General features: G+C 68.9%; 22 protein-coding genes. All 22 read left to right on the top strand.

What is annotated here, in order from left to right; genetic code table 11:
• Positions 1 to 9 precede the first annotated feature (9 nt).
• The 22 genes from hyi (at position 10) to ACR4XJ_RS00855 (ending at position 25,792) form a co-directional block, all read left to right on the top strand.
• Positions 10 to 801: a hydroxypyruvate isomerase gene (gene hyi / locus ACR4XJ_RS00750; protein WP_434753412.1), complete on the top strand. Its 792-nt coding sequence runs from the start codon at positions 10 to 12 to the stop codon at positions 799 to 801.
• Positions 802 to 921: 120 nt separating this feature from the next.
• The gene (locus ACR4XJ_RS00755) at positions 922 to 2,079 is read left to right on the top strand and encodes a lipid II:glycine glycyltransferase FemX (protein WP_434753413.1); all 1,158 of its coding nucleotides are present in this window, start codon (positions 922 to 924) and stop codon (positions 2,077 to 2,079) included.
• On the top strand, positions 2,036 to 3,058 hold the full coding sequence (gene garR, locus ACR4XJ_RS00760) for a 2-hydroxy-3-oxopropionate reductase (RefSeq protein ID WP_434753840.1): 1,023 nt from the start codon (positions 2,036 to 2,038) through the stop codon (positions 3,056 to 3,058). The genes ACR4XJ_RS00755 and garR overlap by 44 nt, the downstream gene beginning before the upstream one ends.
• A gap of 298 nt (positions 3,059 to 3,356) precedes the next feature.
• Positions 3,357 to 5,018 carry a ribonuclease J gene (locus ACR4XJ_RS00765; protein WP_434753414.1) on the top strand — a complete coding sequence of 554 codons (1,662 nt, stop codon included), beginning with the start codon at positions 3,357 to 3,359 and terminating at the stop codon, positions 5,016 to 5,018.
• A 131-nt stretch (positions 5,019 to 5,149) separates the two neighbouring features.
• Positions 5,150 to 5,932 carry a fumarylacetoacetate hydrolase family protein gene (locus tag ACR4XJ_RS00770; protein WP_434753415.1) on the top strand — a complete coding sequence of 261 codons (783 nt, stop codon included), beginning with the start codon at positions 5,150 to 5,152 and terminating at the stop codon, positions 5,930 to 5,932.
• Between the two features lie 225 nt (positions 5,933 to 6,157).
• On the top strand, positions 6,158 to 6,958 hold the full coding sequence (rpsB, locus tag ACR4XJ_RS00775) for a 30S ribosomal protein S2 (RefSeq protein WP_434753416.1): 801 nt from the start codon (positions 6,158 to 6,160) through the stop codon (positions 6,956 to 6,958).
• A gap of 34 nt (positions 6,959 to 6,992) precedes the next feature.
• A complete protein-coding gene (gene tsf / locus ACR4XJ_RS00780) occupies positions 6,993 to 7,595 on the top strand; it encodes a translation elongation factor Ts (RefSeq protein ID WP_434753417.1) in 603 nt (200 codons plus the stop codon).
• A 342-nt stretch (positions 7,596 to 7,937) separates the two neighbouring features.
• Positions 7,938 to 9,098 carry a DegT/DnrJ/EryC1/StrS family aminotransferase gene (locus ACR4XJ_RS00785; RefSeq protein ID WP_434753418.1) on the top strand — a complete coding sequence of 387 codons (1,161 nt, stop codon included), beginning with the start codon at positions 7,938 to 7,940 and terminating at the stop codon, positions 9,096 to 9,098.
• 409 nt (positions 9,099 to 9,507) lie between these two features.
• Entirely contained in the window at positions 9,508 to 10,308 is an 801-nt protein-coding gene (locus tag ACR4XJ_RS00790; protein ID WP_434753419.1) for a glycosyltransferase family 2 protein, read from the top strand.
• Positions 10,309 to 10,422: 114 nt separating this feature from the next.
• Entirely contained in the window at positions 10,423 to 11,139 is a 717-nt protein-coding gene (gene pyrH, locus ACR4XJ_RS00795; RefSeq protein ID WP_333504844.1) for a UMP kinase, read from the top strand.
• 6 nt (positions 11,140 to 11,145) lie between these two features.
• The gene (gene frr / locus ACR4XJ_RS00800; RefSeq protein WP_333504845.1) at positions 11,146 to 11,706 is read left to right on the top strand and encodes a ribosome recycling factor; all 561 of its coding nucleotides are present in this window, start codon (positions 11,146 to 11,148) and stop codon (positions 11,704 to 11,706) included.
• A 171-nt stretch (positions 11,707 to 11,877) separates the two neighbouring features.
• Complete coding sequence (gene uppS / locus ACR4XJ_RS00805; RefSeq protein WP_434753420.1) at positions 11,878 to 12,645, top strand: polyprenyl diphosphate synthase; 768 nt, start codon at positions 11,878 to 11,880, stop codon at positions 12,643 to 12,645.
• Complete coding sequence (locus tag ACR4XJ_RS00810) at positions 12,642 to 13,448, top strand: phosphatidate cytidylyltransferase (protein ID WP_434753421.1); 807 nt, start codon at positions 12,642 to 12,644, stop codon at positions 13,446 to 13,448. Before uppS ends, ACR4XJ_RS00810 begins: the two co-directional genes overlap by 4 nt.
• 81 nt (positions 13,449 to 13,529) lie before the next feature.
• Positions 13,530 to 15,035, top strand: a complete 1,506-nt coding sequence (locus ACR4XJ_RS00815) for a pyridoxal phosphate-dependent decarboxylase family protein (RefSeq protein ID WP_434753422.1) — start codon at positions 13,530 to 13,532, stop codon at positions 15,033 to 15,035.
• Between the two features lie 37 nt (positions 15,036 to 15,072).
• Entirely contained in the window at positions 15,073 to 16,440 is a 1,368-nt protein-coding gene (gene dxr, locus ACR4XJ_RS00820; RefSeq protein WP_434753423.1) for a 1-deoxy-D-xylulose-5-phosphate reductoisomerase, read from the top strand.
• Complete coding sequence (rseP, locus tag ACR4XJ_RS00825) at positions 16,437 to 17,501, top strand: RIP metalloprotease RseP (protein ID WP_434753424.1); 1,065 nt, start codon at positions 16,437 to 16,439, stop codon at positions 17,499 to 17,501. Before dxr ends, rseP begins: the two co-directional genes overlap by 4 nt.
• Positions 17,498 to 18,424 (top strand): tRNA (adenosine(37)-N6)-threonylcarbamoyltransferase complex dimerization subunit type 1 TsaB, encoded by a 927-nt coding sequence (tsaB, locus tag ACR4XJ_RS00830; RefSeq protein ID WP_434753425.1) that lies wholly within the window; start codon positions 17,498 to 17,500, stop codon positions 18,422 to 18,424. The genes rseP and tsaB overlap by 4 nt, the downstream gene beginning before the upstream one ends.
• Before the next feature lie 407 nt (positions 18,425 to 18,831).
• Positions 18,832 to 20,586, top strand: a complete 1,755-nt coding sequence (gene fliD, locus ACR4XJ_RS00835) for a flagellar filament capping protein FliD (protein WP_434753426.1) — start codon at positions 18,832 to 18,834, stop codon at positions 20,584 to 20,586.
• A gap of 169 nt (positions 20,587 to 20,755) precedes the next feature.
• The gene (fliS, locus tag ACR4XJ_RS00840; protein WP_434753427.1) at positions 20,756 to 21,535 is read left to right on the top strand and encodes a flagellar export chaperone FliS; all 780 of its coding nucleotides are present in this window, start codon (positions 20,756 to 20,758) and stop codon (positions 21,533 to 21,535) included.
• A gap of 103 nt (positions 21,536 to 21,638) precedes the next feature.
• The gene (locus ACR4XJ_RS00845; RefSeq protein ID WP_434753428.1) at positions 21,639 to 22,844 is read left to right on the top strand and encodes a glycosyltransferase family 4 protein; all 1,206 of its coding nucleotides are present in this window, start codon (positions 21,639 to 21,641) and stop codon (positions 22,842 to 22,844) included.
• A complete protein-coding gene (locus tag ACR4XJ_RS00850; RefSeq protein ID WP_434753429.1) occupies positions 22,841 to 24,151 on the top strand; it encodes a hypothetical protein in 1,311 nt (436 codons plus the stop codon). Before ACR4XJ_RS00845 ends, ACR4XJ_RS00850 begins: the two co-directional genes overlap by 4 nt.
• Positions 24,152 to 24,283: 132 nt before the next feature.
• Positions 24,284 to 25,792, top strand: a complete 1,509-nt coding sequence (locus tag ACR4XJ_RS00855) for a YIP1 family protein (RefSeq protein ID WP_434753430.1) — start codon at positions 24,284 to 24,286, stop codon at positions 25,790 to 25,792.
• Positions 25,793 to 25,817: the final 25 nt, after the last annotated feature.

The raw sequence follows: 25,817 nt of genomic DNA on the forward strand, positions 1-25,817 counted from the left end.
GGAGCGACCATGCCCAGATTCGCCGCCAACCTGACCATGCTGTTCACCGACCTGCCGTTCACCGAACGCTTCGCCGCCGCGCGGGCGGCGGGCTTCGACGCGGTGGAATACCTGTTCCCCTACGACCACGCCCCGGAAACGCTGGCCGCGCTGCTGCGCGACAACGGCCAGACCCAGGTGCTGTTCAACCTGCCCGCGGGCGACTGGGCCGCCGGAGAACGCGGCATCGCCGCCCTGCCCGGCCGCGAGGCGGAATTCCGGGCCGGGGTGGACCGCGCCGTCGCCTACGCCAAGGCCCTTGGCGTGCCCCGCCTGAACTGCCTGGCGGGCAAGGTGCCGGACAACGACCCCACCGCCGCGCAGGCCGCGTGGGCCACCCTGGCGGGCAACGTGCGCTTCGCCGCCGACCGGCTGGCCGAGGCCGGGCTGGTGCTGCTGGTGGAATTCATCAACCGCAAGGACATTCCCGGCTTCTTCCTGCACTCCACCGCGCAGGTGCTGCGCCTGATGGACGAGGTGGACCGCCCCAACGTGCTGTTGCAGTACGACGTCTACCACGCCCAGCGCGAGGAGGGCGAACTGGCCGCCACCCTGCGCGCCCACATGGACCGCATCGGGCACGTCCAGATCGCGGACACGCCGGGCCGCCACCAGCCCGGCACCGGCGAGATCAACTACCCCTTCCTGTTCGCCGAACTGGACCGCCTGGGCTACGCCGGGCATATCGGCCTGGAGTACGTGCCCGCGCCCGATACGCTGGCCTCGCTGGACTGGATGCGCGACTACGCGCAGCGGGCATGAACCGTCACACGACGCAAGGAACCATCCGCATGGACACGAGCACCCCGCGCGGGGGCCTGCCCCCTCCCCTCGTCACGGACCGCGCCTGACGGCGCCCATCAACCTCAACAGGGATTAGACATGTTCGAGCTTTCATCGAAACGGACCGATGCGCTGCTGCCCACCGACATCCTGTTCCAGACGGGATACTGGGCGCAGGTGAAGGCCCGGCTGGGATACACGCCGAAAGCGTTCGACCTGGCCGCCACAGAACGCCACGGCGACGTGCTGGTGCTGCTGCAACCCATGGGGCGCGGCCGCGCCATGGCCTGCGTGCCGCAGGGGCCGGAACACGCCCCCGCCGCGGAAGACTACGGCCCGTTCCTCGAAGACCTTTCCGAAGCGCTGGCCCGCAGCCTTGGCCCGTCCGTGGCGTTCATCCGCTACGACCTGCCGTGGGCCTCGCCCTATGCCGACGACATGCGCACCTACGGCAGCAACGCCTACCCGGAGCCGCGCATCCGCGAGATGCGCATGAACATGGGCACCCGCAACTGGAACCTCAAAAAGGCCCACCGCGACATGACCGTGGCCAGTTCGCTGGTGGTGGACCTGACCGGCACGGAGCAGGACATCTTGGCGCGCATGAAGCCCAAGACCCGCTACAACATCGGCCTTGCGGCGCGAAAGGGCGTGCGGGTGGACCCCGCCCTGCCGGACATGCTGCCGGTGTTCCACGGGCTGTACCGCCAGACCGCCCTGCGCAACGGCTTTGCACCCTGCGGCTACGAACAGTTCCGGGCGCTGTTCCGCGCCCGCATGCACGCCCTGAACCCCACGGGTCCGCTGGCCCCCACCCCGCCGGACTCCACTCCGGCCAACCCCATCTGCCCGGATCGGGCGGAAACGACGTCTCCCGGCCGCGACGCCGAACTGCTGTTCCTGCTGGCCCGCCACGGCGCGGACGTGCTGGCCGGGGCCATCGTGGCCCTGTGCGGGGCCACCGCGCACTTCCTGTACGGGGCCTCGGCCGACCACAAGCGCCAGTACATGGCCCCCTACGCCATGCATTGGAAGGCCATGCGGCTGGCCCGCCAGCGCGGCTGCGCCGCCTACGACATGGGCGCGGTGCCGCCGGGGCTGGACCCGGCCCACCCCTTCCACGGGCTGCACCGTTTCAAGACCGGGTTCGGGGGCCGCGTGGAACTGCGCAGCGGTTCGTGGGACTACCCCATCGACCACGCCGCCCACCGCGATTTCTGCAACCTCGAAAGCCTGGAACGGCACCGGCCGTCCTGACCCCGGCCACGCGCGAACCACGCACCGTCACGGGCGGCCGCCGCAACGCCACGGCCGCCATACCGCAGCAAAGGAGCACGCCATGCAACGCATCGGATTCATCGGTTTGGGCATCATGGGCGCCCCCATGTGCCGCAACCTGCTCAAGGCCGGATTTCCGGTCACCGCGTACACCCGCAACGGGGACAAGCTGCGGGCCATGGCCGCCGAAGGGGCGAAGGCGGCGGAAAGCCCCGCCGCCGTGGCCGCCGCATCGGACGTGGTCATCACCATGCTGCCCAACTCGCCCGAGGTGCGCGAGGTGGCCCTTGGCCCCGGCGGCATCGCCGAGGGCGCGGCCCCCGGCTGCATCGTGGCGGACATGAGTTCCATCGCCCCGCTGGCCAGCCGCGAGATCGCGGCGGAACTGGCGAAGAAGTCCATCCGCATGCTGGACGCCCCGGTGAGCGGCGGCGAGCCCAAGGCCATCGACGGCACCCTGTCGGTCATGGTGGGCGGCGCGCAGGCGGACTTCGACGCCTGCCTGCCGGTGCTCAAGGCCATGGCCGCCTCGGTGGTGCGCGTGGGCGAGGTGGGCGCGGGCAACGTGGCCAAGCTGGCCAACCAGATCGTGGTGGCGGGCAACATCGCGGCCATGTCCGAAGCGCTGGTGCTGGCCACCCGCGCCGGGGCGGACCCGGACCTGGTCTACCAGGCCATCCGGGGCGGCCTTGCGGGCAGCACCGTGCTGGACGCCAAGGCCCCGCTGGTCATGGACGGCAAGTTCGCGCCCGGCTTCCGCATCAAACTGCACGCCAAGGATCTGGGCAACGTGCTGGAAACCTCGCGCGAGTTGCACGTGTCCCTGCCGCTGGCCGCGCAACTGATGGAAGTGATGCAGGGCCTGATGGCCGACGGCCTGGGCGACGCCGACCACGGCGCGCTGATCCGCCACTGGGAAAAGCTGGCCGGGGTGGAGGTGCGCCGCAAGCCCTCCTAGCCTTGGCGAACCGTACCGCATCGGACAATCGTTGCGCATCGGTTGAACATTCATCGCACATACCCGGTGCGGAATTATCATGCCCCGCAACCACAGCCGCGCCGCCCGCACCGGGTGGCGCGGCGTTCCGCTTCGCCCCCTCCCCGGCCTTCCTCGCCAAGGACTGTTCAGCCGAACGGCACGCATCGGTGCGCGCGCCGCATCCCCTTGTGAGGGCCGCCTTTTTACGGTAGCAAGAGGAACTAACCCGTGCCTTTCGCACCAGCACCCGACGCGCAACCAGAGTGGAGCCCCTCGCATGGCGGACCAGACCCCGCACCTGACCATTACCCCCCTTGGCGGACTCGGAGAGATCGGCCTGAACTGCCAGATCTGGTCCACGCCAGACTCCATGGTCCTGGTGGACTGCGGCCTGATGTTCCCCGAAGACTACCACCTCGGCGTGGACGTGGTGATTCCGCGCTTCGACCACGTGCTGCAGAACCGCCACCGGGTGCGCGGCATCGTGCTGACGCATGCGCACGAGGACCACATCGGCGCCCTGCCCTGGCTGATGCCCCACCTGAAGGCCCCCATCTACGGTTCGCGCTTCACCCTCGCCCTCGTCGAGCACAAACTGCGCGAGCACGGCCTGGCCGACCGCGTGGAACTGATGCCCGTCTCGCCGGACGCGCCTCTGACGCTGGGCGACATGACCTTCCGTTTCCTGCCCGTGTGCCATTCCATCATCGAAGGGTACGCCCTGGCCGTGGAAACCCCGGCGGGCCGCGTGGTGCACACCGGCGACTTCAAGATCGACCCCAACCCCCTGTCCGGCCCCGGCACCGACCTTGCGCTGTTCCGCGACTTCGCCGGGGACCAGGGCGTGCGCCTGCTGCTGTCCGACTCCACCAACATCGAGCGCGACGGCCATTCGCTGGGCGAGCGCGAGATCATGGACACCTTCCGCCAGCTGTTCCAGGAAGCGGAAGGCCGCATCGTCATCACCCTGTTCTCCAGCCACATCCAGCGCATCCAGGAAGTGTTCGACCTGGCGCGCGAATTCGGGCGCAAGGTGGTGGTCAGCGGCCGCAGCCTGATGAACAACATCGAAATCGCGCGCAACCTCGGCTTCCTGCGGGCCGAGGCGGGCATGATTCTCGACGCCGTGACCATGCCCCCCATGGCCGACCGCGACCTGGTGCTGCTGGTCACCGGCTCGCAGGGCGAACCGCTGTCGGCCCTGTCGCGCATCATCATGGGCGAGCACAAGCAGCTTTCCATCCACCGGGGCGACACGGTGGTCATGTCCTCGCGCTTCATCCCCGGCAACGCGCGGGCCATCACCAAGCTCATCAACCAGCTGTACCGGCTGGGGGCGGAAGTCTACTACGACAAGGTGCGCTCCATCCACGCGTCGGGCCACGCCCACCGCGACGAGTTGCGCGCCATGATCGAGGCGGTGCGGCCCCGCCACTTCGTGCCCGTGCACGGCGAATACCGCCACCTGGTCAAGCACTGCCGCCTGGCGCAGGAATGCGGCGTTGCGCCGGAGCGCACCATCATCCTCGAAAACGGCGACCCCATCACCCTCACCCCGGATGGCGTGCGCTTCGAAGAGCACGTGCCGGTGGAGTTCATCCTTGTGGATGGCAAGGGCGTGGGCGACGTGGGCCATTCCGTGCTCAAGGAGCGGCACATCCTTGGCGGCGAGGGCATGGTCATCGTGGTGCTGGTGGTGGACGACACGGGCTGGGAAGTGCTGCACGGCCCGGAAATGCTGTCCAAGGGCTTCGTGTTCGAGCAGCACTACAACCACGTGCTGGAAGACGCAAAGTGCATCGTGCTGGATATCTTCGAGAACATCCCGCCCGGCGAGACGGAACGGTTGCAGGACCGCATCCGTTCGTCGCTGCGGCGGTTCTTCCGCAAGGTGCTGGAACGGGACCCCATCGTGGTGCCCGTGGTGACCACCATCTGATATTTCCCCGGCCGCCATTGCCTGCCGGGCGACAGCCATCGTGCGGGCCTCGCGCGGGCCGGGCAGACCCCAATTTCGGACAATGGCCATGCAACGCGGCGGGCACCGGCCCGCCGGAGCGGAGCGGCGACATGCGCGTGGTACGGGTGCAATACAAGGGCAGCGTGTTCTTTGGCGCGTTGCAGGACGACGGCGTGGTGTGCCTGAACCACCAGTTGGGCCTGAAGGACCCCATCCCGCTGGCGGAACTTTCCATCCTGCCGGTGGTGGCCCCCTCCAAGATCGTCTGCGCGGGCATGAACTACCGTGACCACGCGGCGGAAATCGGCTTTCCCGTGCCGGATGAGCCGATATTCTTCCTGAAGGCGCCCACCGCCGTCATCGGCAGCGGCCAGCCCATCCTGGTGCCCCAGGGCGTGGGCCGGGTGGACTACGAGGGCGAACTGGCGCTGGTGGTGGGGCGGCAGTGCCGCAACATCACGCCCGATGCCGTGCCCGCGAACATCTTCGGCTACACCTGCGCCAACGATGTCACCGCCCGCGACCAGCAACGGCGCGACGGCCTGTTCGGCCGCTGCAAGGGCTACGACACCTTCTGCCCCGTGGGCCCGTGGATAGAGACCGACCTGCCCGACACCGCCAATCTGGCCGTGCGCACCCTGGTCAACGGCGAGGTGCGCCAGCAGGGCAACACCGCCGACATGCTGTTCACCCCGCACGAAATGGTCAGCGCCATCTCGCGGGTCATGACCCTGCTGCCCGGCGACCTGATCCTTACCGGCACCCCCGTGGGCGTGGGGCCCATCGTGCCCGGCGACGAGGTGCGCGTGGAAATCGAGCAGGTGGGCCTGCTGATCAACCCCGTGCTGGCCGCGCCGGACGCGGACGAACACGCCGAGGTGCCGTTGCAGTAGGCGGGACCGCCCTGCCCGGCGCAGGCATCGCCCCGCCCGGCATCGCGCGGATTTTCGCCATCCGCTCTCCCGCCGCTTGCCATCCGCGCCAATCTGGCGTATGCATTCCTGCCTTTTACACCAAGCACACTCCGGTTTCGGCCTGGGGTGCCCGCCACGCCACGAGCGGCGCGGGTTGAAGGGCCATGGCCGGTGTGGAAGAAAAAACCCGCAAGGAGTTCTGAAATGGCTTATGTTTCCATGAAGCAGATGCTGGAAACCGGCGTGCACTTCGGTCACCAGACCCGCCGCTGGAACCCCAAGATGCGCCCCTTCATCTTCGGCGCCCGCAACGGCATCCACATCATCGACCTGCAGCAGACCGTGAAGCTGTTCCGCACCGCCCATGACAAGGTGGTGGACACCGTGGTCAACGGCGGCAAGGTGGTGTTCATCGGCACCAAGCGCCAGGCCCAGGAGGCCGTGGCCGTGGAAGCCGGACGCGCCGGGCAGTTCTACGTGACCAACCGCTGGATGGGCGGCACGCTGACCAACTTCACCACCATCCAGAAGAGCATCGACCGCCTGAAGAAGCTGGAAGCCATGTTCGCCGACGGCACCGTCAACAAGTACCAGAAGAAGGAAATCCTGCGCATGCAGCGCGAGATGGACAAGCTGCTGGCCACCCTTGGCGGCATCAAGGAAATGGACCGCCTGCCCCAGCTCGCCTTCATCGTGGACCCGCACCGCGAAGACATCGCCGTGAAGGAATGCCGCAAGCTCGGCATCCCCATCGTGGCGGTCACCGATACCAACTGCGATCCCGACCTGATCGACTTCGTCATTCCCGGCAACGATGACGCCATCCGCGCCATCAAGCTCTTCGTGGCCGCCATCGCCGACGCCTGCATGGAAGGCGACGCCATGCGCAAGGAACGCAAGGGCAAGGACGCCGAGGAAGAACTGAAGAAGGCCGCCGCGCCCAAGGCCGCGCCTGCCCCCGAAGCCGCGCCCGAAGCCGTCGCTGACGCCCCCGCCGCCGAGTAACCAGACCTCCACGACATCTCAGGGAGACCGCACAATGGCAATTACCGCCCAGATGGTTAAGGAACTGCGCGAAAAGACCGGCGCCGGCATGATGGACTGCAAGAAGGCCCTGGAAGAAAACGGCGGCAGCCTCGAAAAGGCCGTTGACTGGCTGCGCCAGAAGGGCCTGTCCAAGGCCGCCAAGAAGGCCGGACGCGCCACCTCCGAAGGCGTCATCGGCAGCTACATCCACTCCAACGGCAAGATCGCCGTCATCGTGGAAGTGAAGTGCGAGACCGACTTCGTGGCCCGCAACGAAAAGTTCCAGGAATTCGCCAAGAACGTGGCCATGCAGATCGCGGCCACCAACCCCGCCGCCGTGGACGCCGAGTCCGTGGCGCCCGCCATCATCGAGCGCGAGCGCGAAGTCTACCGCCAGAAGGCGCGCGAGGAAGGCAAGCCCGAGAACATCATCGAGAAGATCGTTGAAGGCGGCATCAAGAAGTTCTACAAGGAGGTCTGCCTCCTGGAACAGCCGTACATCCGCGACGACAAGATGACCATCCGCGACCTGCTGAACGACGTCATCGCCACCCTGGGCGAAAACGTCACCGTCGGCCGCTTCGTCCGCATGCAGCTGGGCGCGGAAGAAGCCTAACCGCGGGACGGAAGCCGCCATGCCGCACGGACGCCACCGCGCCGCAACCGGCATGGAGCAGACCGTGCATGCATCATGAATGAAAGGGGGGTCGAAAGACCCCCTTTTTCGCGGGCTGCGACTTAGGGTATGTTCGGGGGGTATGCTCCCCTGCGGCAGCCGCGCGGGCGGGACCACGAACGTTCCGCCGCCTGCCGCGCCCTCCGGCGGCCCCGCCGCCGCAAGCCCCCACGGGACGGGGTTTCGTCCCTCCCCCGGCGCGCCCCGCGCGCCCCACGCAAAGCCGGCCCCGCGCGCGAACGGCCCACCGCCCCGCCGCCCGGCCCCGGAGAAAGAACACCCATGCGCGACACCTTCCTCGTCTTCGGCCAGCCGCTCATCGAACAGGCGGAAATGGACGAAGTGCTCGACAGCATGAAGCGGGCGTGGATCGGCACCGGCCCCAAGGTGCACCAGTTCGAAAAGGATTTCGCCGCCTACAAGGGCATGCCCTACGCCGCCGCCGTCAACTCGTGCACGGCCGCGCTCCAGCTTTCCTGCCTTGCCCTCGACCTTGAGCGGGGCGACGAGGTGATCACCACGGCCATGACCTTCTGCGCCTCGGTGAACGCCATCATCCACTCCGGCGCCACCCCGGTGCTGGCCGACGTGGACCCGTCGACCCAGAACATCGACCCGGCCGACATCGAGCGCCGCATCACCCCGCGCACCAAGGCCTTGCTGGTGGTGCACTTCGCCGGGCGCGCCTGCGACATGGACCCCATCATGGACATCGCGCGGCGGCACAATCTCGCCGTCATCGAAGACTGCGCCCACGCCATCGAAACCACCTACAAGGGCAGGCAGGCGGGGGACATCGGCGACATCGGCTGCTTCAGCTTCTACGCCACCAAGAACGTGGTCACCGGCGAGGGCGGCATGATCCTCTCGCGCGACAAGGCCAAGATCGACCGCATGAAGATCATGGGCCTGCACGGCATGAGCGCCGACGCCTGGGCCCGCTTCTCCGATTCGGGCTACAAGCATTACTATGTCGTGGACCACGGCTTCAAATACAACATGATGGACATGCAAGCCGCCCTCGGCATCCACCAACTGAAGCGGGTGGAAGACTACTGGAAGCGCCGCGAGGCCGTGTGGCAGCGCTACATGCACGCCTTCGCCGACCTGCCCGTGGGCCTGCCCGCCGCGCCGGAACCGGACACCCGCCACGCCTACCACCTGTTCGCCATCCGGGTGAACGAGACGGGCTGCGGCGTCTCGCGCGACGCCATGCTGCCCATGATGACCGCCCGCAAGATCGGCGTGGGGGTGCACTACCTGGCCATTCCGGAACACCCCTACTACCGGAAGAACTACGGCTGGAACCCGGACGACTACCCCAACGCCGTGGCCTACGGCCGCGAAACCATCTCCCTGCCCATCTCGCCCAAGCTGAGCAAACAGGACGTGGACGACGTGATCGAGGCCGTGCGCGACATCGTCACCGGCAAGGGTAGGTAAGGATTCTTTGATACGTCGCCGGCACGAGGATGATCGGTTTTTTATACGCCTCCGGCGGGCAGGGGGCAAAGCCCCCTGCACCCCCGAGTTTAACTTCTCCGTCTTTCTTGCCTTCCCGCTGTACGGGAAATTGTCTTTCTTCCTTATACCCCGCAGCGGTCTTCCGCTGCGGGTGGCTGGTGCGGACACGATGCAAGGAATTACGAGTTTTGCCCGCCGGACAAGGCGGATCGGCGTTTTTTGAGCGCAGCGTACTCTTGTACGTGAGCATCAAAAACGCCGAGCCAACGCCGTCCGACGGCAAAAGACGGATTCTACGGGCAACGTGTCCGCTCGCCCCTAACCACGCAATACCAACTCGCCCCCTCTTCCTCCCCCAACCTCAACCCCGCCGCCACGGCAGGTCCGCATGCCCCCCGCCATCACCGGCCTCGTACTCACCTACAACGGCGAACGCCTGCTCGACAGGTGCCTGGCCTCGCTGTCCTTCTGCGACAAGGTCCTGGTGGTCGATTCCTTCAGCACCGACCGCACCGTGGACATGGCCCGCGCGGCCGGGGCAGAGGTCATCCAGCGCGCATGGGAAGGCCCCGGCCCGCAGTTCCGCCACGCCCTGTCCGTCATCGACACCGAATGGGTGTTCAGCCTGGACCAGGACGAAATCTGCACCGAAGAACTGCGTGAAAGCGTGCTGGCCGCCGTGCGGGCGCAGGTGCGCGGGGGCGACGGCAGCCACGGGACCCACGCACGCCGGGCAGGCTATTGGGTGCCCCGCCGCTCGTGGTACTTCGACCGGTTCATGAAGCACAGCGGCTGGTACCCGGACTACCTGCTGCGCCTGTTCCGGCCCGAAAAGATGGACGTGCACGTCTCGGGCGCGCACTACTCGTTCCACCCCAAGGGCGAAACCGGCCGCCTGCGCGGCGACATCCTGCACTACCCGTACGACAGCTTCCGCCAGCACCTGGACAAGATCAACTCCTACGCCCAGCAGGGCGCGGACGACCTGCGCGCCAAGGACCGCCAGGGCGGCGTGGCCGTGGCCACGGCGCACGGCCTGGCCCGGTTCCTGAAACTGTACGTGGTCAAGCTGGGCTTTCTGGACGGGCGGGCGGGCTACATCAACGCGGCGCACGGGGCGTTCTACGCCTTCCTGAAGTACATCCGGGTCCGCGAGGGCGATTGGGGCGCGCCCTTCGACCACCACTAAGACACATCTACGACTTCACCACGGGCGGGCACTGCGGCGAGCGCGCCACCATCCCCGCCAGCGAACCCGAATTTACGACGACGCAACACCAAACCACCACACCGAGGGACGGACATGAGCGAACTCCGCTACAAGCGCGTGCTGCTGAAACTCAGCGGCGAAGCCCTGGCGGGCGAAAACAAGTTCGGTATTGACCCCCAGACTGTTTCGAAGATATGCGAGGAAATCGCCGAGGTTGTCGACATGGGCCTGCAGGTGGCGCTTGTCATCGGCGGCGGCAACATCTTCCGCGGCCTCTCCTCGTCCGCCAAGGGCATGGACCGCTCATCGGCCGACTACATGGGCATGCTGGCCACGGTGCTCAACGCCCTGGCCGTGCAGGACGCCCTGGAAAAGATCGGCCATCCCACGCGGGTGCTTTCGGCCATCACCATGCAGGAAGTCTGCGAGCCCTACATCCGCCGCCGGGCCGACAGGCACCTGGAAAAGGGCCGCGTGGTCATCTGCGCGGCGGGCACCGGCAACCCCTACTTCACCACCGACACGGCGGCCGCGCTGCGCGGCATGGAACTGAAGTGCCAGGCCATCATCAAGGCCACCAAGGTCGACGGCGTCTACGACAAGGACCCCATGAAGCATGACGACGCCGTGATGTTCCGCAGCCTCGGCTATGTCGAAACGCTCCAGCGCAAGCTCGGCGTTATGGACTCCACAGCCATCACCCTGGCCATGGAGAACAACGTGCCCATCATCGTCTGCAACATGTTCAAGGGCAGCATCAAGCGCGTGGTCATGGGCGAAGACGTCGGAACCATCGTACACGGAGGCTAACCCCCTATGGATATGGACACCATTCTTCTCGACGCCGAAGAGCGCATGGAAAAGGCCATCGGCTCCCTGGACCGCGAATTCGCCAAGCTGCGCACCGGCCGGGCCTCCACCTCGCTGGTGGACAACATCAAGGTGGACTATTACGGCACGCCCACGCCCATCAACCAGCTGGCGTCCGTCAGCGTGCCCGACAGCCGCACCCTGACCATCCAGCCGTGGGACCGTTCCGCGTTCGCGCTGGTGGAAAAGGCCATCATGAAGTCGGACCTGGGGCTGAACCCGGTCAACGACGGCAAGATCATCCGCATCTCCATCCCGCCGCTGACCGAGGAACGCCGCAAGGACCTCGTGAAGGTGGCCCGCAAGTACACCGAAGAGGCCAAGGTGGCCGTGCGCAACGTGCGCCGCGACGCCAACGACGCCCTGAAGAAGCTGGAAAAGGCCAAAGAGGTGTCCGAGGACGACGTGCGCAAGGCCACCGACGACGTGCAGAAACTTACCGACCGCTTCGTTGCCAAGTCGGACGAGAAGTGCACGGCCAAGGAAAAGGAAATCATGGAACTTTAGGGGGGCTGCCCCCAGCCGCACCGGCACGAATGACCGAGCGGCCAATGATTCCACATGGCCGGTCGCGCCCGCAGCAGTCCCGCCCCGCGCACGCGGATGCACGGACGGGCGGGCGGGACCGGCCATGGCGCATATGACGCGGACGCAACGCCCGCGCACCAGAGGCTTATCGTGAACAACGCCCCCACGGCAGGCTCCGCCCTGCCGGACACTCTCTCGCCGGACACGTCGTCACCGGACACGCTGCCCCGCCACGTGGCCGTCATCATGGACGGCAACGGACGCTGGGCCACCCAACGCGGCCTTTCGCGCAGCGACGGCCACCGCGCGGGCACCGAGGCGGCCCGGGCCATCGTCACCGAATGCCGCACCCTGGGCATCCCCCACCTGACCATGTACACCTTCTCCAAGGAGAACTGGGGCCGCCCCGGCGCCGAGGTGAAGTTTCTGTTCGATCTACTGGTGGAATTCCTGCGCGAGGAGTTGCCCAACCTCATCAAGCGCGACATCCGGCTTTCGGTGTTCGGCCAGCTGGCCGACCTGCCGCTGGCTGCGCGCAAGGCGCTGGAGCACGCCATCGGCCGCACCGCCGCCTGCTCCGCCATGCGCCTGAACCTGGCGCTCAACTACTCCGCCCGCGACGAAATCCTCATGGCCTGCCGCGCCCTGGCCGCCGAAGGCTTCGCGCCCGAGGCCATCACCGAGGAAGCCTTCGCCGCCCGGCTGTGGACCGCCGGGCAGCCCGATCCGGACCTGGTCATCCGCACCAGCGGCGAGGTGCGCATCAGCAATTTCCTGCTCTACCAGAGCGCCTACAGCGAATTCCACTTCACCGACACCCTCTGGCCAGACTTCACCCCCGAGCATTTCCGCGCCGCCCTGCGCGACTACGCCAGGCGGCAGCGCCGCTTCGGCAAAACGGAGGCAACCCCCGCGTGACCCCGGCATCCCCGCATTTCCAACGCGTCGTCACCGGCACGGCCCTGGCCGCCCTGCTCACCGTGGGCCTCGCCATCGGCGGCTGGGTGCTGCTGATTATGGTGGTGGCCGTGGCCAGCCTGGCACTGCTGGAATTCTACACCATGTTCTGGCCCGGCAACGCCCGCCTGCCCCTGAAGGCCGCAGGCATGGCCCTTGGCGCGGCCGTGCTGGCCGCAGGGCACATGGACCGCCCCTGGATGGTGCTGGGCTGCGTCGCCGCCGCCTTCCTGGTGGGCGCGGTGGGCTTTCTGCTCACCTGGGGCAGCGGCGACGACGACTGCCGCTTCACCGAAGGCCAGGTGCTGGCCAGCGGCATCCTGTACGTGCCCGTGCTGCTGCTGCCCGCCCTGCACTTCAACCGCTGGGAACAGCTGGTGGTCGTGCTGGCCGCCGTCATCTCCGACACCGGCGCCTATTTCATCGGCACCTGGTTCGGCAAGGCCCGCATCTGGCCGCGCGTCAGCCCCAAGAAAAGCTGGGCGGGCAGCCTTGGCGGCTTCGTGCTGTGCGTGGCCGCCTGCACCGGCGTGGGCATGGCCGCAGGCACCGCCCCGTGGTGGGCCTTTGTCCTGCTGGGCGGCCTGCTGAACGTGGCCTCGCAGCTTGGCGACTTCTTCGAATCCGCCCTCAAGCGCACCCTCGGCGTCAAGGACTCCGGCGCGCTCCTGCCCGGACACGGCGGCCTGCTCGACCGCATCGACAGCCTGCTCTTCGTCGTGCCCGCCTATGCCGCCCTGGATTCGGTGTTTCCGTTCTTTTAACTGGACATGACCGGGGGAAGGGGGCGTCTCCTGCCCCCGGGACAGTTCCAGCCATGCCACAACTCACATAGTTTACACCCCATGCAACGACACGAGACACTCGACCTGGAAGATTTCGAGGCCCTGCTGCACCGGGCGGCGGCCATGATCGCGGACCGGGTGGAGCGCATCGGCCCGCGCGCCGAGGGTCCGGTGGTGCATCCGGCCACGTTCGACGAACTGGCGGCGCTGATTCCCTCCGACTGGCCCGAACACGGCGCGGGCGCGGACGCGGTGCTGGACGAGGTGGCGCACTGCATCGAACCGTACGCCACGCGCATCGGACACCCGCGCTTTCTGGCCTGGATCACCACCAGCCCGGCCCCGGCGGGCACGCTGGGCGACATCGTATGCACGGGGCTGAACCAGGCGCCGCTGTCGTTCAAGGGCGGCCCGGCGGCCACGGTGCTGGAGCACGTGGTCATCGGCTGGCTGGCCCGGCTGTTCGGCCTGCCGAAAGCGGCTGGTGGCGGGCTGGACGGCCCGGGCGGCACCATCGTGTCCGGCGGCACCATGGCCAACCTGATGGGGCTGACCGTGGCCCGCCACGCGCACTTTCCGGAAGCGGCCGTCAAGGGACTCGCGGGCCTCGGGCGCACGCCGGTGCTGTATGTCTCGGACCAGGGGCACATGTCCATCGAACGTTCGGCGGTGCTGCTGGGCCTGGGTGCAGACAACGTGCGCGCGGTGCCCTCCGGGGCGGACAACCGCATGGACGTGGCGGCCCTGCGCGCGGCCATCGCGGCGGACAGGCTGGCGGGGCTGGCCCCGTTCTGCGTGGTGGCCCAGGCGGGCTCGGTGACTACCGGCGCGGTGGACCCGCTGCCGGACATCGCCGACGTGTGTGCGGCCGAGGGGTTGTGGTTCCACGTGGACGCGGCCTACGGCGGCGCGGCCATGCTGACAGACGAAGGCCGCGCCCTGCTGGCGGGCGTGGAACGGGCGGACTCCATCTGCGTGGACCCGCACAAGTGGTTCTTCATCCCCCTGGAATGCGGGGTGACCCTGTTCCGCAGCAAGGCGCAACAGATCGCCACATTCCGGGCCCGCGCCTCGTACCTGGGCGAGGAAAACCCGCACGACCTCAAGAACACCACGTTCATCCTCAGCCGCGCCAACCGCGCCCTGAAGGTGTGGTTCGCCTTCCGCACCTACGGCCGCGACCGGCTGCGGCGCATCGTGGCCCGCAACATGGAACTGGCCCGGCAATTCCGCGACCTGTGCGCCGCCTCGCCGGAATGGCGGATGCTGGCCCCGGTGCAACTGTCCATCGCCTGCGCGCGCTATGTGCCGCAGGGGGACGGCTGGACCGAGGAACAGGTGGACCGCTTGCAGGTGCGCCTGCTGGAACGGCTGGAGGCGTCGGGCGAAGGATTCCTGACCCCGGCCATGGTGCGCGGCCGGGCCGGGGTGCGCCTGTGCGTGGCCAACCATCGCACGTCCGGGGCCGACATCCGCCTGCTGTTCGACCTCATGACCGCGCTCGGCCGCGAACTGGCGGCGCAGGGGCCCCAAGGCCCCCAGGCTCCGCAGACCCCGCAGGTTTAGACCCGCCCTTGCACGGCGGAAAGGGAAGGACACGGGCATGATCCGCTACATCTCGCGCATGCCGGACCGGGCCTGGGAAGACGCCCGGCCGCGCACGGTGGCCCTGCTGGGCAGCACCGGCTCCATCGGCACCAGCGCGCTGAAGGTCGTCGAGGCCCACCCCGGCCTGTTCCGGGTGGCCGCGCTGGCCGGGGCGCGCAACGTGCGCCTGCTGGCGGAGCAGGCCGCCCGCCACCGGCCGCCGCACCTCGGCGTGCTGGACGAGGCGGGCGCGGCGCAACTGCGCGCGCTGCTGCCCGCCGGATACGCGCCGGATATTCACGTGGGGCCGGAAGGGTACGCCGCGCTGGCCGCCCTGCCGGACGCCTCCACGGTGCTCTCGGCCCAGGTGGGCGCGGCCGGGCTGCGCGCCACGCTGGCCGCCGCGCGGGCGGGCAAGGTGATCTGCCTGGCCAACAAGGAATCACTGGTGCTGGCGGGGGCGCTCATCAGGCAAATTTGCGCGGAGACGGGCGCGGTGGTGCTGCCCGTGGATTCCGAGCACAACGCCGTGTTCCAGGCCCTGCGCGTGCACGATACCTTGCGGGACGGGGCACGCGCGCCCGATGCCGTGCGGCGGATCATCCTCACCGCGTCGGGCGGCCCGTTCCGGGGGCGCGACCGGGCCTTCCTGTCCACGGTCACCCGCGAGCAGGCCCTGAACCATCCCAACTGGTCCATGGGCGCAAAGATCACCATCGATTCCGCGACGCTGATGAACAAGGGGCTGGAGGTCATCGAGGCATACCACCTGTACGGCGTGGCCCCGGACGACATCGAGGTGGTGGTGCACCCGCAGTCCATCGTGCATTCGCTGGTGGAATACGCCGACGGCTCGCAGATCGCCCACCTGGGCACGCCGGACATGCGCATCGCCATCGCCTACTGCATGGCCTGGCCGCGCTGCGTGGACACCGGGGTGGCCCCGCTGGACCTGGTGCGGTCGGGCTGCTTGACCTTCGAGACCCCCGACTTATCCTCTTTCCCGTGTCTTGCGCTGGCGCGGCGCGTTCTTGCGAGCGAGGCGCGCACCCCCGGCGGCGCTGGCCTGCCCGTGGTGCTCAACGCCGCCAACGAGGAGGCGGTGGAGCTTTTCCTGCACGGGCGCATCGGTTTCATGGACATTCCCGCGCTCATCGAACGGGCGCTGGACGCCCACCAAACCGAATCGGCAGACGCCGAAACGGCAGGCGCGGAAACGACAGACGCGGAGCCGCCAGACGCAGAGCCGACGGATCAGGCGAATACCGACGGATACATGCCGATGCACGACATCGACCACATAGAGGCGCTCGACGCCGCAACCCGCCGCCGCGTGCGCCTCTGGGCCAACGCGGCAGGCACGCAAGGAACGGGCAACGCATGAGCAGCTTTCTTTCGGTCCTTCTGGTCCTCGGGGGCCTGATCTTCTTCCACGAGCTGGGGCACTTCCTGGTGGCCCGGCTGTTCGGCATCGGCGTGCAGACCTTTTCGCTGGGCTTCGGCCCGCGCCTGTTCGGCTGGCGCGGCGGCCAGACCGACTACCGGCTGTCGCTGGTGCCGCTGGGCGGCTACGTGTCGCTGGTGGGCGAAAGCGAGGACGCCGAACTGCCCGAAGGCTTCCAGAAGCGGCACAGCTTCACCCTGCGCCCGGCGTGGCAGCGGCTGCTGGTCATCGCGGCCGGGCCGGTGTTCAACCTGCTGCTGGCGTGGTTCATCTACTGGGGGCTGTTCTGGGCCCAGGGGCAGTTCCAACTGGCCCCGGAAGTGGGCCGGGTGCAGCCGGAAAGCCCGGCCGCCATCGCGGGCGTGGCCCCCGGCGACCGCATCGTGTCCATCGGCGGCAGGCAGGTGCAATGGTGGGACGACGTGGCCGGGTCCATCGTGGCCAGCGAGGGCCGCGAACTGGCCATCGCCATCGACCGCAACGGCACGGCCCTGACCCTGAACGTGCAGCCCGAGGTGCGCACCCGCAAGACCATCTTCGGCGAGGACGAGCGCACCTGGCTCATCGGCATCCAGGCTTCGGGCCGCACCGTGTCCGTGCCGCTGGACGGCTCATCGGCCATGAAGGCCGGGCTGGACCAGACCTGGCGGATGATCGTCATCACCGGCCAGAGCGTGCAGAAGATCTTCGAGCGGGTGGTGCCGCTGGATTCCGTGGGCGGGCCCATCATGATCGCCCAGATGGTCAGCGAGCAGTCGCGCCAGGGGCTGGACAGCGTGCTGGCCCTCACCGCGCTGATCAGCATCAACCTGGGCCTCCTGAACCTGCTGCCCGTGCCGGTGCTGGACGGCGGGCACATCATCTTCCTGACCATGGAAATGGTCATGCGCCGCCCGGTCAACGCCCGCCTGCGCGAGGTGACCACCCGCATCGGCCTGGCCTTCCTGCTGGCCCTGATGCTGCTGGCCACCTACAACGACATCGTGCGGAACCTGCAATGACCCAGATGACCCCGGCAACGGGGCTGGCTGAAACGACGGGGGCCATCACCCTGGCCCTGAACGCGGCGGAATCGCGTGTGCAGGCCGCCGCCCTGCGCGACGGCGAAACCCTGTTCGCCCAAGAGTGGCACGTGCCCTCGCAAGGCACGGAACTGCTGGCCCCGGCCCTGGCCGACGCCTTCGAGCGGATGCGCCTTTCGCTGCGCGACGTGCGGCGCATCGCCTGCGTGCAGGGCCCCGGCAGCTTCACCGGGCTGCGCCTGGCGCTGTCCACGGCGGCGGGCATGGCCCGCGCGCTGGGCGCGCGGCAGGCGGGGCTGTCCTACACGCAGTTGCTGGCCTGCGGGCCGCTGCTGCCGCGCGGCGCGGTGCTGTGGGTGCTGACCCACGCCCGGCGCGGGCTGGTGCACATGCAAGCCTTCCGCATGCCCGGCGAGACGGCGGACGCGGCCGATCTGACGGACATCGCCAGCGCCGCGCCCTCCCCCCTGCCCGAAGCCCTGACCCCGGTGGAGGCGGCGATGCTTGACGCCGCCGTGGCCCGGATGGCGGCGTTCCAGTCAGGCACAGGGAATCCTGCGGCAGGATCAGATAACGCCGCCCCCCCGGTATACCTGATGGGCAGCGGAGCCACCCGCAACCGGGCCGCCCTGGCTCCGGCCCTGGCCGCGCTGCTGCCGGGGGCGCGCTTCCTGCCCGCCCGGTTCGACCACCCGGCCCCCGCCCTGCTGCTGCCCCTGGCCGCCACGGCCGCCTACGGCCCCGGCGACGTGCAGCCGCTGTACGTGCGCCCCTGCGACGCCGAGGAAAACCTGCCCGCCCTTGCCGCCGCGCGCGGCATGGACCCGGACCAGGCCCGGCGCGAACTGGCCCGCCTGACCTCCGCCCCCCTGGCCGACGCCACCCTGACCGGCGCACCCTGACCGGCGCCTAGTCCGCCCCGGCCTTTCTCCGGCCCCGTACCGGTCCCTTCCCCGCCCCCGCGGTGTACGCCGCGCCCCCCGGCCTAAAGCCCTCCGCCCACCCGCCGATAAGGTTCACGAGGGGTTGTTTCCAAATCAGGATTTTCGTTCGTTGGCAAGGAAAACGAGCCTGCCATGAGGGAGTATGCCTCTCTCGTTAGGTGAGCCTGCGAACCTTACGGGAGAGGACCGCAGCGCGCTCTTATCGTATTCGGCTGACATGGCAGGCGAAGTTTGACGATGCCAACGGGCGAAAGGACGATTTAGAAACTGCCCCTCGGGAGCAGGCGGCCCACTCTGGCACCAGCCTTGCAGCCCCACAGCGGGAGACCCCCATCGGGAAATTTCTTCCGGCGAAGAGGTGCATCATGGTTGAACTGGCATCCGGCGGCGTATACTTTTCCGGGCTCGGCAACGGCACGGACTTCTCCAAGGTCATCGACCAGTTGAAGTCCATCGAGCAGATCCCGCAGAAGCGCCTTGCCCTGTGGAAGGCCGACTGGCAGCGGCGTCAGGACGCCTTCGGCGAGTTGCGCACGGAAATCGCCTCGCTGAAGGACATCGTGGATTCCATGAACACCATGGAAAAATTCCTGGTGAAGACGCCGTCCAGTTCCAACGAGACCGTGGCCAGCGCCACCACCGATTCCAGCGTGCTCGAAGGCACCTACAAGATCGAGGTGGGGCAACTGGCCTCCAGTGCCATCTGGACCTACAACACCGCCTTCGCCGCCAAGAACACCAAGGTCAACGACTCCGGCAGCGACCAGCAGTTCGTCTACACTTACATGGGCAAGACCCGTTCGATCACCGTGCCCAGCGGCACCACCATCGAAGGGCTCAAGAACATGATCAACAACGACCCCCAGAATCCCGGGGTCAAGGCCATGCTGGTGCAGAACGGCACCGGCTACACCTTCCAGTTCCGGGGCATGGACCTGGGGGCCAACGCCACGCTGTCCGTGGGCTCGGGCACCACCGTCAGCGGGCTGTCCGGCGATGCCGCCAACTGGACGGTGCAGGCCAACCAGAACGCCCAGTACCGGGTCAACGGCTGGCCCGCCACCACCTGGCTGGAATCCATGTCCAACACGCTGACCGGCGCCGTGGAGGGCATGAACATCACCCTGCGGGACGTGGGCACCTCGCAGATTTCCGTGGTCACCGACATCGAGAAGATCAAGGAAAACATCTTCGGCTTCGTCGCCGCCATGAACGCCGTGCGGACGAAGATCAAGGAACTGACCGCCGTCAACAGTTCCAAGGAGGTGGACAAGCCCGACGACGCCTCGTCGCTGTATTCCATGCAGAAGGGCTCCATTCTTACCGGCAACTACGGCGTGCAACTGTTGGCCACCCAGCTCAAGACGGCCACGGCGGACAAGGCGGCGGGCTTCGAATACCAGTACCAGGACGGCAATATCCTGCGCGGCGACTTCTTTTCGTCGCTGTCGCAGATCGGCATCCTGACCGTTGCCGACACCAACAGCCCCAACGCCGGATTGCTGGAAGTCTTTGAAGAGGAACGCGAACACGACCTGCCCTCGCTGGACAAGGCCCTGCGCGAAAACCCCGAGGCCGTGGCGGAACTGTTCGCCGCCAGCGGGCTGCCCCAGTCCGACTCGTCCGACTTCAGCTACTACTCGCACGTCAAGGGCGTGTCCAAGGCGGGCATCTACGACGTGACCTACGACGTGGACGCCTCGGGCAACATCGTCAACGCCTTCATCGGCGGCAAGCGCGCCAACGTGGACAACGTGAACAAGCAGATCACCGCCATGGAAGGCGACGCCCGGGGCCTGGCGCTGCAGATCGACAACCTTTCGCCGGGCAGCTACTCGAGCCGCATACGCATCAAGGAAGGCAAGCTCGGCGGCCTCGGCGACCAGCTTGGAGACATGCTGGGCAGCGACGGCGCTCTGAAGATCCTGGAGGACAACTACCAGGACATCATGGACGACATACAGAAGAAGATCGACAAGGAAGTGGACCGCGTCACCCAGTGGGAACGGCGCGAACGGCTGCGCTACTCGCGGCTGGAGGCCACCCTGGCCCGCTACGACGCCCTCGGCAAGTCGGTGGAAAGCCAGATCAAGTCGCTGTCCTCGTCGTCGTCTTCGTAACGCGGGCACCCCGGGAATATGGCCCGGGCGACCCGGCCGGACGACCCGGCCGGACGACCCAAGCCCGGCCGCGCAACAGACGCCGCCCCCCGCCCCGGCGCGGGGATCGACCACCACCCGCGGCACACTCACCGCACCGGCACGCGGGCGCATACATCGGGAGAATGCAATGCAGAAGGCTGCACACGCCTACTTACAGACCCAGGTCACCACGACCACCCAGGGCGAACTGTTGCTCCTGCTGTATGACGGGGCCATCAAGTTCCTGACCCAGGCCAAGGAGAAGATCGCCGAACGCGACTACGCGGCCAAGGGCATCCTGATCTCCAAGGCCCTGGACATCGTCAACGAGTTGGACGCCAGCCTGAATATGGAAAAGGGCGGCGAACTGGCGCAGAACCTGCACAAGCTGTACTTCTACTGCTCCACCCGCCTGCTCAACGCCAACCTCAAGATGGATGTGGCGTTCATCGACGAGGTGGTCAAGATTCTGTCCGGCCTGCGCGGCGCCTACGGCCAGATCGTCAACACCCCCGAGGCCATGGCCATCGGGGCCAGCATGGCGGCCAACCGCGCGCCCGCCAACGCCGCGCCCTCGCGCGCGCCGCTGCCCGCCGCGCAGATGCCGCCGCTGGGCAGGCCCGCGCAGTTCGGCCGCGCCCACGCCCAGGCGTACGGCCAGCAGGCCCCGGCGGGCGAGGCCGCGCCGCAGGCGGCAGCCGATGCCCCCGTCCAGCCCGTGGAGGCCGCGCCAGCCGCCCCGCAGGAGGTGTCCGCGCAGGCGGCGCCCATGCAATCCACGGCACCGGCACCAGCGGGCGCGCCCGCGAATGCCCAGACCGAGCCCCAGGCCGACGCCCAGGCCAATGCCGACGGCCAGCCGGTGAAGGGCTTCGCCCCCAGCCGCATGGCCGCGGCCAGCCTGTACCGCAAGTTCGCGCAAGGCTAGCGGCCCGGCGGAACATTTCCCGCAACACGCCCCGCTCCCGTTACGCAACGGCGGGCGGGGCGAACCCTTCCCATGCCCGCCCCGCTGGGCTAGAACACGGCCCATGGTCACCGCCGCACCCCACGCCCCCGCGCCGGGCCATTCCGGCCCGCAGCCCGGCGTCACGCAACGCCGGGTGTTGCACGTGGTCCCTTCGCTGGGGCTCGGCGGCACCGAAAAGGTCATGCAACTGCTGCTGACCCGGCTGGACCCCGCCCGCTTCCACCGCGCGGTGTGGAGCCCGTCGGACGGCCCCCGCGCCGCCCTCCTGCGCGAGGCGGGAGTGACCACCTTCATCGGCGGCGACCTGGGGGGCGTGGCCGCGCGCCACCTTCCCCACATCGTGCACGTGCACCGCGCGGGCTGGCCCCAGCCGGAACTGCTGCGCCCCCTGCGCACGGCCTTCCGCCAGGCGTCCGCCGCCACGCATCCTCCCGGCACGGGCGCTGTCGCGCCCCGGCGTCTGCCCGCCATCGTGGAAACCAACGTCTTCGGACGGCACGACCCTTCCCCGTCGGGCCGGTTCATCGACGTCACCCTGTTCGTCTCCCGCTTCTGCGCCGAACGCTTCGCCCGCGTGCAGGGCATCCCCGCGGTGCCCCCGCGCTGGCGGGTGCTGTACAATCCCGTGGACACGGTGCTGTTCGCCCGGCTGACCCCGGACCCGGCGGACCCCGCCGCGCGCGACTACTCCCGCCCGGTGCTGGGCCGCCTGTCCCGTCCGGACCCCGGCAAGTGGTCGTCGCTGGCCCTGCACATCCTGCCCGTGCTGCGCCGCGAGATGCCCGGCTTCCGCTATGACGTCATCGGCGGCACCCCGGATGCGGAACGCTACGTGCGCGAGCACGGCCTTGCGGACAACGTGCGCTTTCTGCCGCCGGTGCGCGACGACGCGGAACTGGCCGGATTTTTCAACGAACTTTCCCTGCTGGCCCACGCCAACGACACCGGCGAGAGCTTCGGCCTGGCCATCGCGGAGGCCATGGCCGCCGGGCTGCCCGTGGTCACCCATCCCTGCCCCGGCCTGCGCGACAACGCCCAACTGGAACTGGTGGAGCACGGCGTCACCGGGCTGGTGGCCGACACGGTGGAGGACTACGCCCAGGCGGTGCTGCATCTGCTGCGTCACCCGGAGACGGCCCGGCGCATGGGCGAGGCCGGGCGGCGCAAGGCCGCCGCGCTGTTCGACGCCGACGCCCAGGCCCGCGCGCTGGAAGCGCTGTACGACGAATTGTGCCCGCCGGAACTGGCGGCGGGGGAGGCTTCATGAGCGACGCGCCCGCTACCTCCTCGCCCGCCATGTCCCCGCCGGACGCCGCCGACGCCCTGCTGGCGGCCTACACCCGCGCGGTGTTGGGGTTCCGGTTGGGCGGCGCGGATACGCCGCCCACGGCGGATGCCCCGGACGCGGCGTCCATCAAGCAGGTGGTGAAAAAAACGGTGCGCCTGGCCACGCGCAGCGGGCGCCCCCACCTGGTGCTGCTGGGCGCCGGCGACGGCAGCCTGCCCGACGCCCTGGCGGATGTACTGGCCGCCATGGGGGAGGGACCGAACGCCCCGCCCCGCCTGACCCTGTGCGACCTCGCACCGGACGGGGTGCGCGCGGCGCTGGCCACCGGCCGCCTGAAGGATTTCACGCCGCCGCGCCCCACCCCCACGGCCCCGCGCCTGCTGGCCGACACCTCGCCGTGGGCGCTGCTGCTGTTGCTGCGGGCCACCGGCATCGCGCCGGAAACCGCCACCCTGTTCCCCAACCCGTTCCTGCCCGGACCGGAGGCCGAAGCCCTGCACCGCTGGCGGCGGCTGTTCGCCGCATGCGTGCCCGTGGACCTGCCCCCGGCGCGGGAGGATGGCGACCGGGACGTCCACGCCGCGTCCCGCCCCGATCTTGGCGTGGGGGCCATCCTGCACCCGGACGAGCCGGACCTGCCCGCATTCTTCGCCCAGGTTCCCGCCTGGGTGCGCGAAATGGCCGTGGTCTGGGACGGCGCGCCGCCCGGCTTCGACCCGGCGGCCCTGTGCCCCGTGCCGCTGCGCCAGGCGGTGCGGCCGCTGGGGGGCGACTTTTCCGCCCAGCGCAACGCCATGCTGGAACTGCTGTCCGCCGGATGGTGCCTGTATCTGGACGCCGACGAACGCCTGCCCACCCGCGCGTGGGCGCTGCTGCCGCGCCTGATGGCCGCGCCCGAAGCCGGGGCGTGGCTGTTTCCGCGCGCCACGGCCTATCCCGACGCGGACCACCTGCGCGTGGGTTACGGCCTGTGGCCCGACGTGCAGTTGCGGCTGTTCCGCCGCGTGCCGGGGGTTCGCTTCCAAGGCGCGGTGCACGAGCGGGTGGTGGGGGTGCGCGGCCACACCTGCCTGCTGGCCGATGCCTGGATCGACCACCTGAGCTGGACCGCCAAGGACCGGGACGTGCTGGCCGAACGCCTGCGGGTGTTCGACGCGGCGGGCGGGCAGCACCGGCTCAGCGCGGAGTACCCCGCCCTGCCCCGCCGCCTGTTCGCTGCGGCCGGACTGATGCCCGGCGGCGGGGAACTCCTCCATCCGGCCCTGCGTCTGCCCCTGTCCCCCTGACGCCGGGCTAAGGCGGCAGCGCCGGACCACATCACCCGTTCGTGGCGCGATACGGTGCGCGGGACCGCCCACCTTGATTTGCGCTGCCCGATGCCCTACACTGGGCATATGCAAGGAAGCAAAGGATTTCCCATGATTATACGCTGCCCGGAATGCCAGTTCGAGCGGAGCATCGACAGCAGCAAGATTCCGTCCTCGGCCGCCATCGCCACCTGTCCCAAGTGCCGTCACCGGTTCCGCTTTCGCGCCCTCGCGCCCGACGAGGCCCCCGACGCCGCCCGACAGGGGGGTACAGACGCATCGTCCCGTGCGGCTCCCGCCGGACAGGACGACGCCGCGCCCGGCATGGCGCGGGACGAGGACGACGGCCTGCCCGCCGCGTTCCGCCGCCCCTCCGCACCTCCGGCGACTTCCGTACATGGCGCACATGACGCACATGGCGCGCCCGGCGCACCCAGCGCAGAAGACGAGTACACGGGCGAGGACGACCACGTGGGCGAACCCCGCCCCGTGTCCGGCGCGACCCATGCGACCCATGCGCCCCGTGCGCCCCATGCCTCCGGTACGGAAGCTCCCGATACGGAAACGCCCGGCCCCGATGCGGACGCGCCCCGCGCCCCCGCCCCGCCCCATGGGCACACCGACCTTTCCCGCCCCGGCGACGACCCGCTGCCCCCCGGCGCGGTGATCCCCGGCCGTGGCAACGCCCCGGCCCGCGACGACGACCAGTACGGGCATGATAGGCATGACGGGCACGACGCCCCCGCCGACGGCCAGCGCCGCCCCGGCTCGCCGCGCGACATCTGGGACGCCGTGGCCTCGGTGGGCGACCGCTGGCGCAAGCAGTCCGGGTCCAAGGCCCGTCCCGGCGGCGGGCGGCAGGCCGACGACCACGACGCCGACGGCGGGCATGGCGGCAGGCAGGATCCCGACGGCCATGGCGGCCCCTTTCCCCCGCGCGACGGCCAGCGCCCCGACGAACGGGACGCCTCCCCGCCGCCGTGGGCCGCGTCCGCCCGCAGCGAGGTGCCGTGGGAAAACCTGGACCGCCTGGGCTTCTTCCCCGGCCTGTACCAGACCATCCTGCGGGTCATGCTGGCGGCGCCCCGCTTCTTCTCCGGGGTGCGCTCCACGGGTTCGCTGAAGCGGCCGGTGACGTTCTACCTGCTCATCGGCATCTTCCAGGCGCTCACCGAACGGCTGTGGTACCTCATGAGCATGCGCGCCTTCGGCGGCGTCATCGAGGACCCGCAGTTGCAGGCCTGGATGGGCAGCGTCACCCACGACATGAGCCTGCCCATGACCCTGCTGCTCTCGCCGTTCACCCTGCTGCTGCAACTGGCCGTGCTGTCGGGCCTGTACCACTTCATGATCCGGCTGGTGGAGCCGCGCGCGGCCGACCTGCCCACCACGGTGCGGGTCATCTCGTACAGCGCGGCGCCCACGGTGCTCAGCGTGGTGCCGCTGGTGGGGCCGGTGGTGGGATCGCTGTGGTTCGTGGTATGTACCTTCGTAGGGGTGAAGTACGCGCACCGGCTGCCCTGGTCGCGCACGGCGCTGGCCATCGGGCCTCTGCTGGGGCTGGGCTTCGCGCTGACGGTGCAGTTGCTGCGCATGTTCATGTCCTCCGCGCCCATGTAAGGGGACATGCGGGCGGGGAGTCCGG

The organism is Nitratidesulfovibrio sp. D1, from assembly GCF_051133415.1.
GTDB lineage: Bacteria > Desulfobacterota > Desulfovibrionia > Desulfovibrionales > Desulfovibrionaceae > Cupidesulfovibrio.

Excerpts from the sequence above, each read along its gene's own strand:
- fliD (WP_434753426.1), top strand. The coding sequence starts at position 18,832 with ATGGTTGAACTGGCATCCGGCGGCGTATACTTTTCCGGGCTCGGCAAC.
- ACR4XJ_RS00770 (WP_434753415.1), top strand. The coding sequence starts at position 5,150 with ATGCGCGTGGTACGGGTGCAATACAAGGGCAGCGTGTTCTTTGGCGCG.
- ACR4XJ_RS00845 (WP_434753428.1), top strand. The coding sequence starts at position 21,639 with ATGGTCACCGCCGCACCCCACGCCCCCGCGCCGGGCCATTCCGGCCCG.
- ACR4XJ_RS00855 (WP_434753430.1), top strand. The coding sequence starts at position 24,284 with ATGATTATACGCTGCCCGGAATGCCAGTTCGAGCGGAGCATCGACAGC.
- ACR4XJ_RS00815 (WP_434753422.1), top strand. The coding sequence starts at position 13,530 with ATGCAACGACACGAGACACTCGACCTGGAAGATTTCGAGGCCCTGCTG.
- ACR4XJ_RS00850 (WP_434753429.1), top strand. The coding sequence starts at position 22,841 with ATGAGCGACGCGCCCGCTACCTCCTCGCCCGCCATGTCCCCGCCGGAC.
- dxr (WP_434753423.1), top strand. The coding sequence starts at position 15,073 with ATGATCCGCTACATCTCGCGCATGCCGGACCGGGCCTGGGAAGACGCC.
- hyi (WP_434753412.1), top strand. The coding sequence starts at position 10 with ATGCCCAGATTCGCCGCCAACCTGACCATGCTGTTCACCGACCTGCCG.
- rseP (WP_434753424.1), top strand. The coding sequence starts at position 16,437 with ATGAGCAGCTTTCTTTCGGTCCTTCTGGTCCTCGGGGGCCTGATCTTC.
- ACR4XJ_RS00755 (WP_434753413.1), top strand. The coding sequence starts at position 922 with ATGTTCGAGCTTTCATCGAAACGGACCGATGCGCTGCTGCCCACCGAC.
- tsf (WP_434753417.1), top strand. The coding sequence starts at position 6,993 with ATGGCAATTACCGCCCAGATGGTTAAGGAACTGCGCGAAAAGACCGGC.
- rpsB (WP_434753416.1), top strand. The coding sequence starts at position 6,158 with ATGGCTTATGTTTCCATGAAGCAGATGCTGGAAACCGGCGTGCACTTC.
- ACR4XJ_RS00785 (WP_434753418.1), top strand. The coding sequence starts at position 7,938 with ATGCGCGACACCTTCCTCGTCTTCGGCCAGCCGCTCATCGAACAGGCG.
- frr (WP_333504845.1), top strand. The coding sequence starts at position 11,146 with ATGGATATGGACACCATTCTTCTCGACGCCGAAGAGCGCATGGAAAAG.
- tsaB (WP_434753425.1), top strand. The coding sequence starts at position 17,498 with ATGACCCAGATGACCCCGGCAACGGGGCTGGCTGAAACGACGGGGGCC.
- ACR4XJ_RS00765 (WP_434753414.1), top strand. The coding sequence starts at position 3,357 with ATGGCGGACCAGACCCCGCACCTGACCATTACCCCCCTTGGCGGACTC.
- fliS (WP_434753427.1), top strand. The coding sequence starts at position 20,756 with ATGCAGAAGGCTGCACACGCCTACTTACAGACCCAGGTCACCACGACC.
- pyrH (WP_333504844.1), top strand. The coding sequence starts at position 10,423 with ATGAGCGAACTCCGCTACAAGCGCGTGCTGCTGAAACTCAGCGGCGAA.
- ACR4XJ_RS00790 (WP_434753419.1), top strand. The coding sequence starts at position 9,508 with ATGCCCCCCGCCATCACCGGCCTCGTACTCACCTACAACGGCGAACGC.